Origin of the sequence: Taibaiella chishuiensis (assembly GCF_003014535.1) — a bacterium.
Taxonomy (GTDB): Bacteria; Bacteroidota; Bacteroidia; order Chitinophagales; family Chitinophagaceae; genus Taibaiella; species Taibaiella chishuiensis.
This window is the reverse complement of record NZ_PYGD01000002.1, coordinates 1-18,570: the sequence shown is the minus strand read 5'-3', so window position 1 is coordinate 18,570 and position 18,570 is coordinate 1. Positions and strand designations below refer to the sequence as shown.

Here is an 18,570-nt window from a genome sequence, read left to right as displayed (position 1 = left end):
GATTTGTGCAATAAGGTCCCCGGCTCCCCCCTAACGGGGGAAATTACGGTCCTAAGCCGCCTGCAACCGCTTATTATCTGTCTTGCGACACCTTTTTTGATAAAAAAAACAGAACTTCACGGCCCAGCCTCCGGGCACATCACAACAAACAATCCTCAAGTCAAATGAAAAAACTGGTACTCACCGTAGCAGCGGCCGCCTTTTTGTGCAGCCCCTCCTATGTGCAGGCGCAGGCTAAACTTGTAGAAAAAGTAAGCCGTAAAGGGAGCGATATCGTAATTCCCTACGAAAAATATGTATTGCCCAATGGCCTGACCCTGCTGATCCACGAAGATCACAGCGATCCTATTGTACATGTCGACGTTACCTACCACGTAGGTTCTGCGCGGGAAGAGATCGGCAAATCCGGTTTCGCCCATTTTTTCGAACATATGATGTTCCAGGGATCGGATAACGTAGCCGATGAAGAACACTTTAAAGTAATTACCGAAGCCGGCGGTACCCTTAACGGTACTACCAACCGCGACAGGACCAATTATTTTGAAACCGTACCGGCCAACCAACTGGAAAAAATGCTTTGGCTCGAATCCGACCGTATGGGCTTCCTGATCGATGCCGTTACCCAGAAGAAGTTTGAAGTACAACGTGCAACCGTAAAGAACGAACGCGGACAGAATTACGACAACCGGCCTTATGGCCTGGTGGGCGAGGTTACCAGCAAAAACCTGTATCCCTACGGCCACCCTTACTCCTGGCTGACCATCGGGTATATCGAAGACCTGAACCGCGTTAACGCCGACGACCTGAAGAACTTCTTCCTGCGTTGGTACGGCCCCAACAATGCCATCGTAACCGTTGGCGGCGATGTAGACCCCAAGCAGGTGGTAGCCCTGGTAACCAAATACTTCGGTTCTATTCCCGCAGGACCTAAAGTGGAGCCCGTAAAACTGCCGGCGCCGGTACTGAACCAGGACCGTTATGTATCCATGACCGACAACTATGCCAAACTGCCTATGCTGCGCATGGTTTACCCCGGATCTGCTTCCTTCACCAAAGATGAGGTAGCGCTGGATTGTCTTGCCGAGATCATCGGTCAGGGTAAAAATTCTATTTTCTATAAAAACTTTATCAAGACCAATAAAGCGGTAAGCGCGAGCGCCTCTAACCCGGCTACCGAACTGGCCGGCGAATTTTCCATTACCGTGCTGCCTTACCCGGGCCAGAAGTTATCGGATATGGAAAAGCTGGTGCGCGAATCCTTTACCGAGTTCGAAAAACGCGGCATTACCGACGAAGAGCTGAGCAAGTATAAAAACAGTACCGAAGCCAACCTGATCTACCAGCTCGAAAGCGTATCCGGAAAAGTATCGCAACTGGCCTCTTATGCTACCTTTACCGGCAATCCCAACTATATCGGCAAACAACTGCAGGCAACACGCTCGCTGACCAAGGCCGATGTAATGAGTGCCTACAACCGGTACATCAAAGGCAAATATGCAACTATCGTAAGCGTGCAGACCAAAGGCAGCGAAGGCAATGTAGCGGCAGCCGATAACTATACGGTATCCGAAGCCGGTTATAAAGCACCCGACTATGGCTACAGCAAACTGAAATACAACAAAGCAAAAGATAACTTTGACCGTTCCAAAATGCCCGCAGCGGGTCCGGGTGTGGTGGTAAAAGCGCCTGAATTCTGGCAAAAAACCTTACCGGGCGGCATCAAAGCCATTGGTACGGTAAGCAACGAGATCCCGGTGGTTACTATTTCCATCAATATCAAAGGCGGAAAAATGATCGATGGTTATACCCCGGATAAAACCGGCCTGGCCAGTCTCTTCTCCGACATGATGAATGAAGACACCAAAAACTATACCGCCGAAGCGTTTGCCACGGCGCTGGACAACCTGGGCAGCAGCATCGATGTAAGCACCGGCGAAGACAATACAACGATTAATGTGCGTACGTTGCATAAAAACCTGGACAAGACCCTGCAGCTGCTGGAAGAGCGCCTGCTGCATGCCCGTTTTACCCAGGAGGCCTTTATCTCTAACCAAAAGAAAACATCGGAGAGTGTAAAGAATGCCCTGAACCGCCCTACCTATGTAGCCGACAACGTGTTCAGCCGTATGATGTACGGTACAGAAAGCCCTTACGGTAAATCGACAGATGGTACGGAAGCAACCATTGCCCGGATCCAACTGGCCGATATCGAAAACTTCTACAAAAATTACTTCTCGCATAAAGATGCGGAAGTGATCGTAGTAGGCGATGTGCCTGAAGCCGAAATCACCGGCAAACTGGGCTTCCTGCAACAAATGCCGGGCAACGACGTACAGCTGCCCGCACTCCCTGCTACACCGGCATCCGGCCCCATGAAAGTATATTTCGTAGATGTGCCCAATGCAGCGCAAACCGAGTTCCGCGTTGGTTATGTAACCGACCTGAAGTACGATGCACTACAGGATTATTATAAAGCAGGCGTGATGAACTACCCGCTGGGTGGCGCTTTCAACAGCCGGCTTAACCTGTACCTGCGCGAAGATAAAGGATGGACTTATGGTGCCCGCTCTTACTTTACCGGCGATAAATATACCGGCAGTTATACCTTTGGCGCCGGCATTAAAGCCGATGCTACTGATAGCGCACTGGTAGATGTATTCCGCATCATAGACGAATACCGCAAAGGTGGCATTAAGGAAGACGAGCTTAAGTTTACCCAAAGCTCGATGACCCAGAGCGAGGCCCGCAAATATGAAACCGGCTTCCAGAAGGCCATCTTCCTGGATCGCATCCTGACTTATAACCTGCCTAAGGATGTATCCGAACAGCAGAATAAAGTACTGAACCAGCTTACGGTTTCGGACATCAATGCACTGGCTACCCGTTACGTGCCGGAGCAATCCAAACTGATCGTGGTATTGGTAGGCGATAAAGCCAAACTGATGGACCGGATTAAAGCCAAAGGTTACGAAGTGGCCGAACTCGATAAATTCGGTGCTCCTGTAAAATAAAGAAAACGCTTAAGCAATAGCGCCGCATAGTAGTGCCGCTTTTCCCGCTTAAGCATAAAACAGTAAAGAGGCTGTCCTGCAATAGGACAGCCTCTTTTTGTACACGGGCAGGTCAACAGCCCCCGTAGTATTTTCCCGTTATAAGCACCGGCTTTTTAACAGCCGGGCTGTAGTCGGGTATATATGCAGTGGTAACCTAAGTTACGGTTGCACCTTAAAGCAGGCATCAATGTTGAACCACCAGCTTACCTACAGATTTTTTGTCTCCGCTGTTTAGTTCTACCAGGTAAATGCCATTTCTAAGGCCGGAAACATCCAGTTTTAAAGGTGCTTTATCGCCGGCTGGTACACGGCCATAATCGCGGGTCATTACCTCACGGCCCTGGATGTCTCTTACGGTCGCGCGTACAGCGGCTGTATTTTCCAGGCTAAGCAGGAAGCTCACTTCGCGATTGGCCGGGTTGGGACCCATTACCAGCGATTCTTTAACACCGTCTACATCGAAGAGGCCTACCGGTTTTCCTTTTAAAGTAATTTTTGCACAAGCCCGGTTGTTGGTGGTATCGGTATCATCCCACTTCTCTTGTAATGGACTGGTCCTGCCCTGCAGCGTGATGTTCGAGCGGTTCACATCCAGCAAGAGGGTACAGAAGTCTGCGGTCTGGTCAGAGCCGGTATTGTTATTCTGATAGCTGCCAAGCGAGAGCACAGGCGAGGTAGCGCCGACCGCCAGGTTGCCGCCGCCGGTTATGGAGCCGATAGCAACCCGTAATATCTCCCCACTCTGTAAAGCGCTGTGGAGCAAAACCATAGTATCCGTTGGCAACAAGGCATCCGGACCAAGATTCTTGATAGTGACAGAGACATTTAAATTGGCGCCATTGGCGATAGTCGCATTAGCAGCCGGGCTCACCATTTTCAACTCCATATTCGTTTTGCGGTTCTGAGCCATAACGTTAACCTGCGCGGCTATCATCACCAACAATACCGCAAGTAGTTTCATGTAGTTCTTCTTCATGTTCAAGTTTTTTTGTTGTTACTTAATACCTACAAAAGAAGAGATTACTAAAAAAAACGAACGTCAATTTATGAGAATGAATGTAAACAATGTTAATTACTGTAAACAATTGCACAGCTGTTATGCGTTATACCTTATCCATTGACCTTATGAAAATACCATACCTGGTTAGCCCGGTCCCGGTCGTCCTTCTGTTTATGTAAAATAAGCGCAGCGCCATCCCGGGTTTTAAAACCGCCCAGGTCCAGGCAACAGCCCGGTGCATGTTTAGGCGCCAGGTAGTAAAGCCCCGGCGCATGAGGGGCCGGCAGGATTTTCCACTGCTGGTTGTCGCAACGGTTGCGCTGAAAAGCGATGATGCCCGTACCGTTCCCTGTACCTCCCGCTTTTACATCGAGCACTTTATCCTGTCCTGCCTGCGATTCGAGGTAATGGTAACCATCGCCGGCATCGGTCAGCTTCCAGCGCTGGCCTGGGGTACCGTTTACCGAACGGATCACGATATCCGTACCATTAGCGGCTATATCCAGGCATTTATCGATATCCAGCATACTGCGGATCTCGACAATATCCTGGTTGGCCGGCGCGCCGGCGGGTTGCCGGCTATGACTGAGCAATGTTTGTTCGTTATAGTTTACCGCCTTTTCTTTTGCCGGCTTTTCTTCCGGTTCGCCCCATAGGCCCCAGGCCTGCTGCATATCCGGGTTGGGAATGGCGCGCAGCACGGGTTGCGTCTGCCCCGGCAGGGTGTAACTCAGGTATACCTGGGCGCTGTCGTCGAACTTCAGCAGCCGTGCATCGGTTAAAGGCAGGCCTTCCTGCTCTTTCCCGGCTACGAAAGCCCATTCGCGAAACCAGCAAGGATCTTTACCCAATAGTCTGCCGGCTATATCCGGCCCAGGTATGTGGTGCAACTGCCCGTCGAATACCAGGTACTGCTTATTATCCATCCTGTTCCGCACCCGGAAGTCTTCCATAAAAGCATGGCCGCCAAGCGTCAGCGCCGGCCCCTTTTCAAACTGCCGGATATAAACCTCCTTGATCTCATCGGGCTTACCCTGAAAGCCGTACAGGTCCTGCATTTCAGCAGACACAATGCGCCTGATCACAGCCTTGCCATTGGTACCGTTATAGGCAAGGTACAACTCGCCACCAGGCAGGGTTTTAACGAGATGACTCTCCACCATATTCGGGGCCTCAAGCGGGCAGCCCAGGTTGGCCCAGTCCTGCCAGTTCCAGTTACCACCCCATAAGCGGTGGCCGTAACGCGGGTTCAAAAGCGCGTGCAGGCCGCCGTCGAAACGCAGCAATACCCGGTCGCCCTTACGATTGGTCATACGGGGCAGGAATGCGGGATCCTGGTAATTACATTCGATCAGCTTCTTGATCAGTTCCGGTTCCAGTTCCGGAAAATCCATAGCTATAATGCCATAGCGCGCCTGGGGCTTATTATTGAGGTATGCCAGCAATAAACGATTGGTAGCCTCCGCCAGCAACCTGGGCGGGGCCGGAAGGCTACCACCGCCGTCCAGTACCGCGCTGGTAAAATTGATATACAGGCGATCAGCGTTGTTTGCCGCTTCATTTAAAAGCGGCAGCACATGGTCGTTAAACTTATCGCCTCTCCTTACCGAAAGAAAACCGGAGTACTTGTCCTGTACCGTAAAAGGGATGTCCGCAGCATTGGTCCAGCTATGCTTACCGTTTTTATAGTTGCCGCCATCGGGCCAGCCGCCGGTTACATCGATACCTTCGCTGGCATTGGCCCAGCAACGGCGCAGCAATACGATCCGGCCGCGCACCTCGCCCAGGACGGGTATTTTAGGCTGCAGGAAAAACAAGTGTCCGAAAGAAAGCATATCGTCATGCAGCCTGTTGTAAAAAGCTTCTTTCCGGACATAGGTCTGGCTTTCGTCCTTGATCGACATGATGATCGTTTCCGAAGGATTTTTAGCAAGGAAATCGCGGCATACGCCCACGATGTCATTCCGGAAATTCAGGTGGGCATTACCGCCGGCATGCCACACTTCCAGTTCATCGGCTTTACCACTCGGTTTGAGCCGGATATCCAGGAACCGGATACCGGCCTGCAATTGCTCGCCCAGGCTTCTGTCCTGGCAATGATATAAACCACTCAATTTCCAGGTACCACTATCATGAGTACCGGGTATCGTCAGGTCGCTCAGTTTTTTACGGCTGCTTACAAAGTTCATCCAGTTATGCGTCGGGAAAGACATAGGCTAAAGATTTTTATCGTGATCGTTCGTTGCCTGCAGGTGTATAAGCCCTATGCATAAGGGTCCTGGCCTGGGTTATATGCCTGTAGACAATTTGGCTTTACGAAAGTACCAAGCCCTGCCCGCGGGGCAAAAAGTAGAAACACCTGTTTTGACAAACAGGTGTTTCTACTTTATATAAAATGATTAAGATTATTGTTATTATAAGAACCATTGCGCACCAGCAATCAATATATCATCATAAGCAGGAACGACAGTCGAACGGACAAACCTATATGTTCAAAATCCATAAAAGCGACCGGTCACAGCGCGCCTGTGCGCTTATTCACTCAACACATAAATAGCTTCCAGCACCTTAGAGCCCTTGTAGGTATCGCCCTCCCAGCTGATCAGGAAGGTGCCGCCCCATACCTTTGTGCGGTCTTTCAGTATAGGCTCCGTCTGCTCGCGCAAAAATTCGAAATGAAATTTGTCCAGGCATTCTTTTACCGGTATCCAGTGATAACTGGTTTCGCCCTGCGCCGGTTGCCGGATATCACCGCTTACATAGGTGGCCGTATAATGGCTCCTGAAGCACGCTTCAGGGTGATCCGGCAGGCCTTCGAATTTATGTGTATACAGACCGCCCAATTTGATATCCTTTACCTGAAGCCCGATAGAGCCGGCCAGCCCCTCTAATGCCTCGCGGATAGCCAGGGGCTCATTCGAGCGGATAACCAGCGTATGCCAGCCTAGTTTGTTCTTCATCATCAATATCTCCTGCTTATCGTTAAAAATGATGAGGTACTGGATCGTATAGTTATCGATCTTTTTAACCGCCGCTGTGGTACTGCTATCCGTTGCCGGGATAAAAGCAAAAGCAGCAGGCATCTGCAAAAGAGCACCGGGCAAAAGGAAAAGACAGGCAATGATTGTTTTCATAGGTTTCCGGTTTAGTTTGTGGGTCTGCCGGGGTTAGAAGCAGCATTCAAAAATATCGAAAAAAGACAAACGCTCTCTTGTAACCGGCTATGCCTGCACAGATACTTTACCCGGTTTGCCCGACCAGGCCCGCAATAGAGAAGCGGCCGTAGGAAAGCATTCCTACGGCCGCCGAAAACCCAGCCCGGTAATATACCCGGAGGACAGGTCGTTTATAATTTCACCACTTTAAATACTTTGCCATTGGAAAGCTTTACCAGGTAAGTACCACTGCCCCAGTTGCGGGTATCCAGGGTAGTAGCCGTACCGGATAGCAAAAACTGCTGTACCAGCCTGCCCGTCAGATCCACGATGGAGCCGGTCAGTCCTTCCGCCGGCAGACCAACAGCGATAATCTGCAGCTGGTTGTTTACCGGGTTAGGACGAACGTCGAGCCAGGCGCCGGTTTCGCGGAACAGCAGCGGACGCGTTTTGCTGTATACATAACTGCCATCGGCATCTTCCATCTTCAACCGGTAGTAGTTGACACCCTGCGCCGGCGTTTCATCCCTAAAGTCATATTTATTTTTACCCGTCGCGGCAACGCCACCCAACGCTGTAAAGCGAATCGCATCCGTACTGCGTTCCACGATATAGGCTTTCAGCTGATGTTCGCCGGCTACCTGCCACTCGAGCAAGGCGGCCTGCTGATCCGGCGAAGCAATTGCGGTAAAGGCCACAAGGTTTACCGGGAGCGGCATACCGGGTCCGGCTTTCAGCCCCAGGCCAAGGTAACCGTTCAGGGTATCCTGCATAGAGAAGGAGAAAATGGCCGTGGTATTATTCACAGGCAGGGAGTCGAGTACCTGGTAGGCCGTATTATCACCGGAGTGCAAGAGGTACACCATACTGGTCGTGTCTGTAACCTGCAGCAGGCTGTCCCTGTAAAATTCCAGGTGGAGCTGGCTGTTACCAATCCCTTTCTTGCTCATATACCATACCCGCTTCAACTGTTTGTAAGCCACGGCAGCCGTAGTGTCCAGGCCATCGCAATTGTTGGTCTTGTGCAAGAGATAGGCGGCCTCGCCGGTATAGGCCGTTGTAATTTTCAGCCCTTTGTTATAGCTACCGGCTCTTGCCGCCCAGTTACCGTTATAGGACAGGAAACCACTCAGGGGTTGCATATCCACTGGTGCATAAGAGGCAACCAGGTTATTGACACTCATACCACCCGCTGCCGTACCATTCAGTGCAGCCCCTGTTTCGTTGATGAGCGTAGTACCGCCCGCCAACGAATCCAGCTTGTAATAAGCCTTAAGCATCGGGTTGGCCGGGCTCACCTGCAGATGCATCGAATCTTTAATCTCGGTTGCGGTGAGCGCCTTGTTCCATACCCTTACTTCGTCGATAGCGCCTTTAAAACCGTTGCCTGTATAGGCATCCGAGCCCCCTATACCAAAGGGACGGGTGCTGAATAACGCTGCGTCGCTACCCATATTGGCGGTTGCTACGGGTACGCCATCCTGGAAGAGGGTAATCGTGCGCGTTGTGGCGTTATAGGTCATCGCTACATGATGCCATTCGTTGGGTTGCCAGTTGGCGGTAGCATATTGTGCCGTCAGCCAGTTACCATTGCTACGGGCAATACCCGTTTTCAGACCCGGGGTCGCAGAGTTGGCATAACCATACTCGATAAAATAACCTTTACGGCCGCTTACGTTTTCATTGGCATTGATCAGCGCATCGTCGCCGCTGCCGTTCGCGCCGATCCGCGCCCAGAGCTCGATCGAGAAGTCGCCGGCCGGGTTGCCAAAGCTGGTATAAGGCACCCTTACGATATCGGCAGCACCATTGAATTCGATTGCTTTATTGCCGGGTACCTGCATATAGGTAATGGGCTTCCAGCCTATCGTATACCAACCTTCGCGGATGGTAATACCGGCAAACACGAGACTGTTATTGGCAAGCAAGGCGCCCGTGGCCGACAGGGCCTGGTAGTCGGCGCCGTTTTCAGAGAACAACAGGAAGTACTCCCGGTTCGCATCCAGCACGCCTGCGCCCAACTGGGCAGTATTAAAAGCCAGGTTCATGGATTCGGTCACGTTGCCGAATTTATCGGCCAGCCAGCTGCGGCGTAACCGCTTGTTCAGACCTGCAGGTACACCGGCAACGGTATCGCCGGTTGCATTGTTATGCGCCAGCAGGAGGTATTTATTTTCGGCCGTAAATGCAGCCGATACTGTTGTGCCGCTACGTACGCTGGTATTGTAAGCCGACCAGTTGGCGCCAAGTTCAGACAGGCTGTCGAAGCGTGCCCCGGCTATGGGTGCATAGGAGGCAACGATATTGTACAGGTTCATATTACCGGCAGTCGTGCCATGCGTACCGGCGGCACTGTAGTCCTTTACAGGGCTTAAGGTAAAGTCGTCGAACTTATAATAAGCGGTAAGACCGGCAGCCGTTTCGGTTACATTGCGGTGCATATTAGCCCTGATGTCCTCCTGGCTCAGCTCCCGGGACCAGAAGCGCACTTCGTCCATACCACCTTTAAAAGCGTTGGCAGGATAAAAATCAGAGCCGCCGATACAGAGATTATTGGTGCTGAATACGGGATCCGGCACTACCGTCGCACCGGCAAATTCACCATCTACATAAAGCCGGAGGCTGTCGGTAACCGGGTTATAGGTCATCGCGAAATGATGCCACTGGTTAGCCTGCCAGGAAGGGGTTGTAGCGGTAACCGCGCCCCAGCTGTTATTGCTCCGGCCTATACCTGCACTCAGTTTATTATTGCTGTAGCTGTATTGGATATAATAACCCTTACGGCCGCTGGTGTTATCGTGTTTGGAGATCAGGGCATCGTCGCCGCTGCCGTTGTCGACCCTGGCCCAGCCCTCTACCGAAAAGTTGCCGGTAGGGTTGCCGATATCGCCATGTGGAATCACCACCCGGTCATCTGTGCCATCAAAAGCAAGCGCAGAGCCCGAACCACGCCGGGTGCGGGGAATCAGCAGCAAGGCATTCGGATTCGCCCTTTCGCCCTCGTGATCGAACACACCATTATCACTCGGATAATTCACCACGTCGCTGTAGGTAGCCCCTTCGATAGCCATCGTGCTCGATCCGCCGCCATCCAGTTTCAAGGCGTCGGTACAACCGAGGGCTTTCATCAGGTAGGCGACCTGCTCTACCGTAAGACCGGCCACTCCGCCTACCGCGGCGGTACGCCCATCGCCGGTAGCCAGTATAAGGTGGTTACCGGCCGTTACACCAGCCGCGGTAAAAGGATAATAGGACATATGCCACCTCCAGGTAGAACTGCCACCGGCGCCTTCGTGCGATACTTCCATTGGAACATATTCGTAGGTCACATTACCACTGGTAAGCAAGCCGGGCCCACCCGACAGCACATTATCAAAACCGGAGAATCCATTCCAGCCGCTTTGAAATACAGGACTGCTTTGGTTTGCAGCCGGCCGGTCAATCACCTGCATATCCGCGTTACCGGTATTGAACACGATTGCTTTTTCGTCGGGATAACCCACGCCGTGCGCCTGGTTGGTAGCGGCGGCAGTAGTGCCGGCCTCCCGCAGGAAGGTAGCAGCGCCATAAGGGCTTGCCGTATTATAGTAGCTACCATTCACCGCTGCGATAGCCCCGTACTTTTTCAGCATATCGCTGGTCTTCATTTTAGCCAGCGCGCTATTGGTATTTGCCGGTAAGTTGGCAATACGCAGGTCTACATCGGCAACAGCCAGGTCGATGTCCAGGATATTGATGCTTTGCCGGTTGTCGAACAAAGTATCATACAGTTTATACTTCCAGGTAACGCCGGTTGCGATCGTCTTTTCGATGTCCCAAACCGTATTCTGGATGCGGCTGGTGTAGTAGCTTACCTTAGCCGGGATATGGGCCGTAGAACCTACCCTATTGGCTGTTGTCATATTATAACCGGTAAGCGCGGGCCCGCTGCCCGTAGGTGCGGCCAGGGCAGCGGTCGCCTCGTCGAAGCGGTAATAAGCCACCAGGCCGGGTTCCGAGCCGGTTAAGGTATTATGTTTCGCTGCGCGGATGCCCGCCTGCGTGCGTTCCGTATTCCATATCCTTACCTCGTCGATCCTGCCATTAAAAGATTGCGACAGGCCGGTATTGCTACCGATGGTCAGCCGGCTGCCGGCATTATAAAAAATATCGAAAGCAGGGATACCGGATTGCTCGTAATATTTAAAGCCATCGATATAAAGCACCACCTTCTGCGCTGCCTTACTCCAGGTTACGGCAATATGGTAATCGCGGCCTGTATTCAGCTGCTCGTACTTTACCGTACGTTTTACATCGGTAAATACGCCTGCTGCATTTTGTAACTGCAGTCGCGGACCGTAGGCACCGACAGACAGGATATAACTATCGTTCACTCCGTCGCCATAAGCCAGGACCGTATGCTCCGTGGCCTGGCAGCAGGGTACATTTACCCATGCTTCCAACGTGATCGCATCGGCCGGTTGCAGTGCGGCGATACCAGTTCCCGATTCCATTCTTACGGCGGTGGCGCCGTTAAAGTTGAGTGCATTACCCGAAAGCGCCGTATACGTTTGCGCCTGCCCCCTGTCTGCCAGTGCAAGGAGCAATACCATTGGTAGAAGTTTTTTCATTAATCAGATTTAGAGGCGCAAAACTATCCGGGCAATATGACCCCGAGGTCACGAAGGCGTTAAGAAATTATTGCTATAACGCCGAAAGCATTGCCTGTAGGGCACTTGAGCAATCGTCACAATGAAATAAAATGTATTTATCATCCGTCCATACGACGGTACCGGCAATACCCCGGTACAAGCAGGCGGACCAACAAGGCGCCAGTAGTGATCAGCGAAACAAAGACCGGCGACAACGGTATACGCCATCAACCAAACGGCCTTGTCTTTAAGAGGATATAAATTTAAACGGGAAGACCCGCGCATACCTGCTTACAGGAGCAGGTACAGCCAGGAATATAACAGGCAGTAACCCGGCAGTTTTATCTACCGGCCGCCTTATCCTTAAGCTCAAGCCTGGTGCGGGGAAGACTTTCAGGGTACCGGCTTTGCACAAAGGCGATCATCGCTTCCCGCATATGGCAACGCAGGTCGAAAGCACGCGAAGAGTTGGCCGCGCTCATCAAGAAGCGGATCTCGACGAGGCCGTCGCGCGTATTATCGGTAACCTGTACGGCATTTACCCTTTTATCCCAAAGCGGGTGCGCCTGTAGCAGCCGGTTATATTCCTGCCGCAATTCTTCTACGGGGATGGTATAATCCAGGTAAAGAAAAACGGTACCCAGTAGTTCGGCCGATACACGGGTCCAGTTTTGAAAAGGCTTTTCGATAAAATACGTGATCGGCAGGATCAACCTTCTCTGGTCCCATATGCTGACCACGACATAGGTGAGCGTAATCTCTTCTACCCTGCCCCATTCTCCTTCTACAATCAGTACGTCATCGATCCGGATCGGTTGCGTAAAAGCTACCTGGAAGCCCGCCAGGAGATTGCCCAGCGATTTCTGCGCAGCAAAACCAATAATGATGCCACCGATACCCACACCAGTCAGCAAGCCTGCGCCGATCTTGCGCATGCTTTCGAAACTCAGCAGGATGATCGCTATCGCAATGAGCACAATGAGTGATATGATGAACTTCCGGATAAACTGCAACTGCGTCCGAATCTTCCGTTCTTTAAGATTATTCTCTTTGTTCAGATCATACTTAAAATAGAAATAGTCTTCCAATACTATGACCATACGTACCAGGATCCAGGCAAAAACAGCAGTCAGCGCTATTTCCAGCATTTTCTCCAACGGAGCACGTAATGCGGTGTCCAGTACCATTAAAGACAAGGAAGCATTCAGGAAAGCCAGGGGCAAAAAAAATGCCACCGGCCGGCGCAGGTGTTTGATGGTAGATTTTATGAGAATAAAGTCCCACCATTTAGACAGGAGCACAAATAACTTATGGATGAGGAACCTGATGAGCAAGCCAAGCAAAACAGCCACAGCCGCAATGACCAGGTTTTTTAAGAACAGGGGAATCCTGTAGCCCAAAAATTGATCGAGATACTGCATGGTACGTTATCATTAAGCAAACCGGGTTAACAAACTACAGCCGCTATTGTTGCCCGCTGATCCGCACCGGCAGGGCATTACAACAACATAATATATTCCCTCGAAAACAGGCAGGGCTGTATATAGCTACAGTAAAGCCATACAGCGATCCGGACAGCAACACGCAGAAAACATTTTTTTATTTAAAAAGTGTACTGCACAGTTATGAACCCATACGTTGCAATGACGGGAGCAAATGACACAGTTACGAACTAGGGGCTTTTGCCTTAACCTTTCTGTTTATATTGCAAAACACCAAATATATTAAACCACATGAAACACACCCTCTTACTGGCAACCGCCCTGAGCTGCGCGGCCACCGCCATCGCCCAGACCACCGTAACCTTTAAGTCCGATGCTACCGCCGGGCAGGACGCCGGTCTCTACCGGATGGATAACAATGTAATCCCGACGGGTTACCCCGCCACACCGGCTACGATGAACTTCGGTAACGCCGCAGAAGCCTCCATATTACGATGGACCTTTAATGGCGACCCGGGCACCACGCGGTTGCTGATCCGATTTACCGGTTTAAACTCGATCCCGGCCGGCAGCCAGATCCTGAGCGCCCAGCTCAACCTCTTTACGCCTGCCACCACGAGCAACTGGGGTAACAGCTATTTTTCGGGCAGTCCTTATCCGCTGGCCAACAACGGTTGGGTAAAACGCGTACAACCCGGCAGCGCCGGCGCATCCAACAACTGGAACGAACAAACGGTAACCTGGAACAACCAGCCGGCTGTTGATCCAAATTCAGCCAACTGGGTATCGCTGCCGCTTACTACCTCCCGCTGGAACTATACCGCCAGCGTAAATGTTACGGCTATGGTACAGCAAATCATGAATGGCCTGCTGTCCGACCCCAATGCCAATAACGGTTTCCTGGTGATGATGGCGGACGAGATCAATTATTACCGTTCGCAGATTTTCGCCACCAGCGATGATCCGAACTGTGCCTACTGGCCGGAGCTGATCGTACGATATAACCCCAGGCAGAGTGTTGCCAGCAGCGCACCACAGGAAGCCACTGCCGTACTGCAGATGGACCGCATCGCTATTGGCGACGGGCCGGAAAAAGCCCTGAACCTTAAGGTAAAAACAGAGTCTAAACTGAGCATATCGCCCAACCCGGCAAGCAACGGCTGGAACATCCGTTTTGTTGCCGAAGCGGCATCGACTGTTACGGTTAATGTTTACGACATGGCGGGCAAGCTGATCCGTACCACGCAACAAGAGCTGCCCAAAGGCATTTGCAGCATCTATCAGTCTGCAACACAACTTGCACCGGGCGTCTACTTTATCGAAGTACTGGGCGCCGGTGTCGATAGCCGTGAAAAAGTAGTGAAGCAATAACAGGCGCGGTCTGCGACCGGATCGCTATTGTTGCAATAATGCAAGCGGAGGCCTTTGGGTCTCCGCTTCGTCTATACGGCTATTCCTGTACACGATGACCAACAACAAAACACAGCCTTGCTTGCATAGGTAACGGGCTTTATGGCTCCTGTACACGCGCTGCACCGGCTGCTTCGTTGCTGATGTGTATTCAGTATTTTCGGTTGATACCGGATATTGGTTATCGCCGCTTGCGGAATACCCTTACCCGGCAACCACCAGTTTTTGAAATACCAATTTGCCCTGTACGTATTCGAATATATACACGTAACTGGCTTCAGTCATATATTCCCTCGGATACAAAGCTCCTTCGCGGTCTATAACCGATCCGCCTTTCAGGCTAAACTCAAACACAACCCGGTTACCATCTATCGCCAGGCTGTATGCTTTTACGATATCTCCGTTGTCCTTCTCTACTCGGTAAAGGCCTTTATGCCGGGTCCAATGGATATCGTCCATAAAAATTTCATCGGTAACATTTTTAATAAAATCGCTGTTGCTTTCTACGCGGTATTGGTATTGCCGGGCCAGGGCTTCTTTATCTCCCGCATCCAGCAAGGCTTTGAATCCTTTCAGGGCTTCTGTCAATTGCTTCCGTTGCGCGGTCAACTCTTTGGTACGGTCCTGGAACAGTTTGATATTCTGCTTTTCTACCGCGTTATATTCGATCGTATAATTGGCATTAACCGGCTTGTACCAGGTTTTGTTGGCGTAATAGGCATCTATTTCCGAACTCTGGAATACATAACCCCTGCGGGCAAAAAGATCATTGGTCAGGTAACGGATATCGTCGATGCTCTTGTCCGCGATCTGTGCCGGTTTGATGACCTGGGTAGCGCAGGAGGAGCAATCTTTCAGGGTTTGTGCAAAGCCGCCGGTGGCAGACCCCAGCAGGGCCAGGAGCAGTATTTTATATTTCATAGATCAGGGCATTAAACTCTTATTCGGTATACGGCAAAATACGGTATTTCTTATCCGTCCTGCAAACCCGGTCTACGGATTTGGATGAGGCAACTGCAATTATCCTACCGCTGAAATGCCGCTTTATAAACAAAAATCATACCCTGGTAAAGAATACTCCGGCGTTGCTAAGAACAAGTTCCTGCCCGACGTCCTAACGAGCATAGTCCCCCTTTTGTTTATTATTTCTTTAATCCACAAACAAGAAGCTACATTTGATGAACGCAAAGCAACATCTTATCCTGGTATGGATCGCCCTTACTTTAGCGCTGGCCAACCGCGCCGCCGGACAAATAACGCCCTTACCCTATTACGAGAACTTCGACAACGCGGCCAGTAGCCGTTGGACGGCCTTCAGCCTGGGCACAAGCGACCCGGACGATTTCCCCTGGAATATAACCATACATAACCCCTATAGCGCGCCCTTCTCCATGATGCATACCTGCACAAACGGTACGGCCCAGGCTAACAACTGGACCGTGTGTAAAAACGCATTCTCCTTTACTTCCGGGGGTAAGATCGATTCCATCCGCAGCTGGATTACGGCAAACAATCCACCGGCTACCAATGATACCATCGGTATTTACCTGCTCGTTGGCAATGCGAACCCGGCTTTGGCCAGCACTGCAATACTATTGCACGACTTCAGGGCTGCCAACTTTCAAACAGGCAGCTGGATAAAAACAACGAATATCAATATCCCGCCGACACCGGGATCGTGTTATATTGCGTTCCGGTATAAAACGGCCAATAACTGCATCAATATCTTCCTGGATAATATGCAGCTCTCCGCAAATGTTGGTACAGGCATATTGCCCGTATACAAAGCCGGCGATGATTTTATAATCGCTCCCAATCCCGCTGTGAAAGACCTGGTTATCCGGAGCAAACATGATTTTGAGCAGATCCACATTTATAATATTGCCGGTCAAAGAGTGCATACACAAGCATTCCAACCGGCGATCGATATCTCCTACTTAGCCCCCGGCGCCTATATCCTCGAACTTATAGACCGCAACAAACAAACCGGGATCCAGAAAATTGTGAAGCAATAACGCTAACCATAACCTACCGGTAGGAAACACACCAGCCGCTTCTTTTACAGGAAGCGGCTGGTGTTATTATTGTTGGTAACAGGATGTCATGCCAAGCGGGCTATCGTGAGGAATAAAACATCCTATTTAAAAGGGCATATACCCGGTGTATTACCTGCCTCCGGATCAGGCCCGTGTTTTCTTAAGCTTTACCTCAACTTTCTCACCGGGATTGGTTACCGTTACCACTTTTTTAATAACAGCGTTTGCGCCGGTACTGTAATTCCGGTTTACCGTATTGGCCGTACTTCCCTGGAACATACCGTTCAGGTAATGATCGGTATAGCCCACTACTTCCGACTGGCTATAACTATGATCATAGCCGAATTCCGTGTAAAGCAGGTATTCCCCAGGCATCAGGTTTACAAATTCGAAATGCCCTTTATCGTCATACACATTCGTGCTCTTAATACACTGGGCAGCATCATCCGATAAGGCAATACCTTCCCTGCCTTTTTTCCGCTGCGACTCATTCACCTTGATCCACTCTTTAAAGTAGGCATTGTAGGGAATGAGGATGACCTGGGTACCGCGCGGGGCCACCTGTTTCGCCTGGATATTCATGACCTGCATCTTTGCAAATACCGTACCATTATCATCGAAATCGCGGGCAAATACCTGTCCCGAGATGACCGACTTCCCACCCTTGATCATCTGCAGGGTAGCTGCCTTATCAAAAGGACTTTTAATCGAATTGAAGTCCGTTTCCTTATCTACCATCCTGATCAGGTGATCATTGCTCCAGGTATCGATCTGCCACAGCCGCCGCGTCTGCTGGTCGATATAGGAGACCGACTTCTGCCCGGTTGCGGGTTCCGATACCGTTACCTCCCATACCTCGTGCGTACCGGTAAACTTGCTTACATACGTACTACGCTTCACTTCTTCTACTATGGCTTTTTTAATATTGCTGCTATTGGCCGGCAGGTATTCATACACCGGGATCTCGGTACTGTAACCCGAAGAAAGCGGCAATAAAGAAAGCAGGAAGGGATAGGTATAGCTGTCAACAAAATAAGCGCTCCCCGCTTCTTTGATCTGGGTTTTCTTACCACTTTTTTTATCCAGGTAATAACCCGTAACCTCGCTTCCATAATGCAGCACCATATCTTTCAAGGTACTGGAAGAAGAACGGTATACCGGTTTGAAATTACCCAGGTTGGAAATAGCCGTGTCTTTCCATTCCTCCAGACCGTAAAGGGCCATCACCGTAGTCAAGACCAATTTATTGTCTGATACCCGGATATTGATGGCGAAAGTACCGATATCCGTTTCACTGCCTCCTTCAACGGTGTAACAAGTTAGGGTATACTTCCCGGTCTTCAGCAACTTATTATCAAATTGAGACTGGGACCGGCTTTTGCCGGCATGCAATATTAAAAACAGGGAACCTGAAAGGACCAGGACAGATCTGCGGAATGGCGTGAACATAGTTTATTATTTGCTCTGAAAGCCACAAATTTAGGGCATTCGATCACCGCTACATATACCTGCTTAGCAGGATCAATTTATACCGGGTTTTCGGTAGAAAGCGAGTTATGGGGCAAAAGACTAGGAGAGGATAAGCGAGCGACGAATTTAATAAATGAGTCCTTTATGCTTTTCCACCAACTGCATAACATGAGCTTTATTTTTCCTGATTAGCTTTGCCAATTCTGCGCCGCAAAAAGGACAATACTTGATCCCTATGTCCGCAATTTTTACAATGCCTTCTTTTACGCTTGTACTTTTGTAAGCTTCCCTTAAAACCGTAGTGTTTAAAAGTAGATAAAAACACTAACTTTAAAGTTGAAGCAATGAAAAAGTCAAAATTCACAGAAAGCCA

At 50.6% G+C, this 18,570-nt stretch carries 11 protein-coding genes; 3 read left to right on the top strand and 8 right to left on the bottom strand.

The genetic code is table 11. The features are described from left to right. Positions 1 to 164: 164 nt before the first annotated feature. Positions 165 to 3,011: a M16 family metallopeptidase gene (locus tag B0I18_RS07520; protein ID WP_106522077.1), complete on the top strand. Its 2,847-nt coding sequence runs from the start codon at positions 165 to 167 to the stop codon at positions 3,009 to 3,011. A gap of 226 nt (positions 3,012 to 3,237) precedes the next feature. On the opposite strand, the gene B0I18_RS07515 is transcribed toward B0I18_RS07520, so the two are convergent. The 5 genes from B0I18_RS07515 to B0I18_RS07495 all read right to left on the bottom strand — a co-directional run bounded on the left by B0I18_RS07515 (position 3,238) and on the right by B0I18_RS07495 (position 13,191). Next, a complete protein-coding gene (locus tag B0I18_RS07515; RefSeq protein ID WP_106522076.1) occupies positions 3,238 to 4,029 on the bottom strand; it encodes a T9SS type A sorting domain-containing protein in 792 nt (263 codons plus the stop codon). Between the two features lie 134 nt (positions 4,030 to 4,163). Then, positions 4,164 to 6,266, bottom strand: coding sequence for a phosphatidylinositol-specific phospholipase C domain-containing protein (locus B0I18_RS07510; RefSeq protein ID WP_106522075.1), 2,103 nt, complete (start codon positions 6,264 to 6,266; stop codon positions 4,164 to 4,166). Between the two features lie 321 nt (positions 6,267 to 6,587). Continuing rightward, a complete protein-coding gene (locus B0I18_RS07505; RefSeq protein ID WP_106522074.1) occupies positions 6,588 to 7,187 on the bottom strand; it encodes an NUDIX hydrolase in 600 nt (199 codons plus the stop codon). Positions 7,188 to 7,399: 212 nt separating this feature from the next. After that, positions 7,400 to 11,818: a LamG-like jellyroll fold domain-containing protein gene (locus tag B0I18_RS07500; protein WP_106522073.1), complete on the bottom strand. Its 4,419-nt coding sequence runs from the start codon at positions 11,816 to 11,818 to the stop codon at positions 7,400 to 7,402. A 362-nt stretch (positions 11,819 to 12,180) separates the two neighbouring features. Further along, the gene (locus B0I18_RS07495) at positions 12,181 to 13,191 is read right to left on the bottom strand and encodes a mechanosensitive ion channel family protein (RefSeq protein WP_245882073.1); all 1,011 of its coding nucleotides are present in this window, start codon (positions 13,189 to 13,191) and stop codon (positions 12,181 to 12,183) included. Between the two features lie 381 nt (positions 13,192 to 13,572). Between B0I18_RS07495 and B0I18_RS07490 the strand changes: the two genes are divergently transcribed. Further along, complete coding sequence (locus tag B0I18_RS07490; protein ID WP_106522071.1) at positions 13,573 to 14,652, top strand: DNRLRE domain-containing protein; 1,080 nt, start codon at positions 13,573 to 13,575, stop codon at positions 14,650 to 14,652. Positions 14,653 to 14,895: 243 nt separating this feature from the next. On the opposite strand, the gene B0I18_RS07485 is transcribed toward B0I18_RS07490, so the two are convergent. Further along, complete coding sequence (locus tag B0I18_RS07485; protein ID WP_106522070.1) at positions 14,896 to 15,612, bottom strand: YARHG domain-containing protein; 717 nt, start codon at positions 15,610 to 15,612, stop codon at positions 14,896 to 14,898. A 257-nt stretch (positions 15,613 to 15,869) separates the two neighbouring features. Between B0I18_RS07485 and B0I18_RS07480 the strand changes: the two genes are divergently transcribed. Then, positions 15,870 to 16,706, top strand: a complete 837-nt coding sequence (locus B0I18_RS07480) for a T9SS type A sorting domain-containing protein (protein ID WP_106522069.1) — start codon at positions 15,870 to 15,872, stop codon at positions 16,704 to 16,706. 165 nt (positions 16,707 to 16,871) lie between these two features. Here the strand turns inward: B0I18_RS07480 and B0I18_RS07475 are convergent, their stop codons facing one another. Both B0I18_RS07475 and B0I18_RS25210 read right to left on the bottom strand, forming a co-directional pair. Then, positions 16,872 to 18,074 carry a DUF3108 domain-containing protein gene (locus B0I18_RS07475; protein WP_181358373.1) on the bottom strand — a complete coding sequence of 401 codons (1,203 nt, stop codon included), beginning with the start codon at positions 18,072 to 18,074 and terminating at the stop codon, positions 16,872 to 16,874. A gap of 298 nt (positions 18,075 to 18,372) precedes the next feature. Next, positions 18,373 to 18,570: hypothetical protein (locus tag B0I18_RS25210; RefSeq protein ID WP_219905939.1), on the bottom strand; the 198-nt coding region annotated here is incomplete at its 5' end.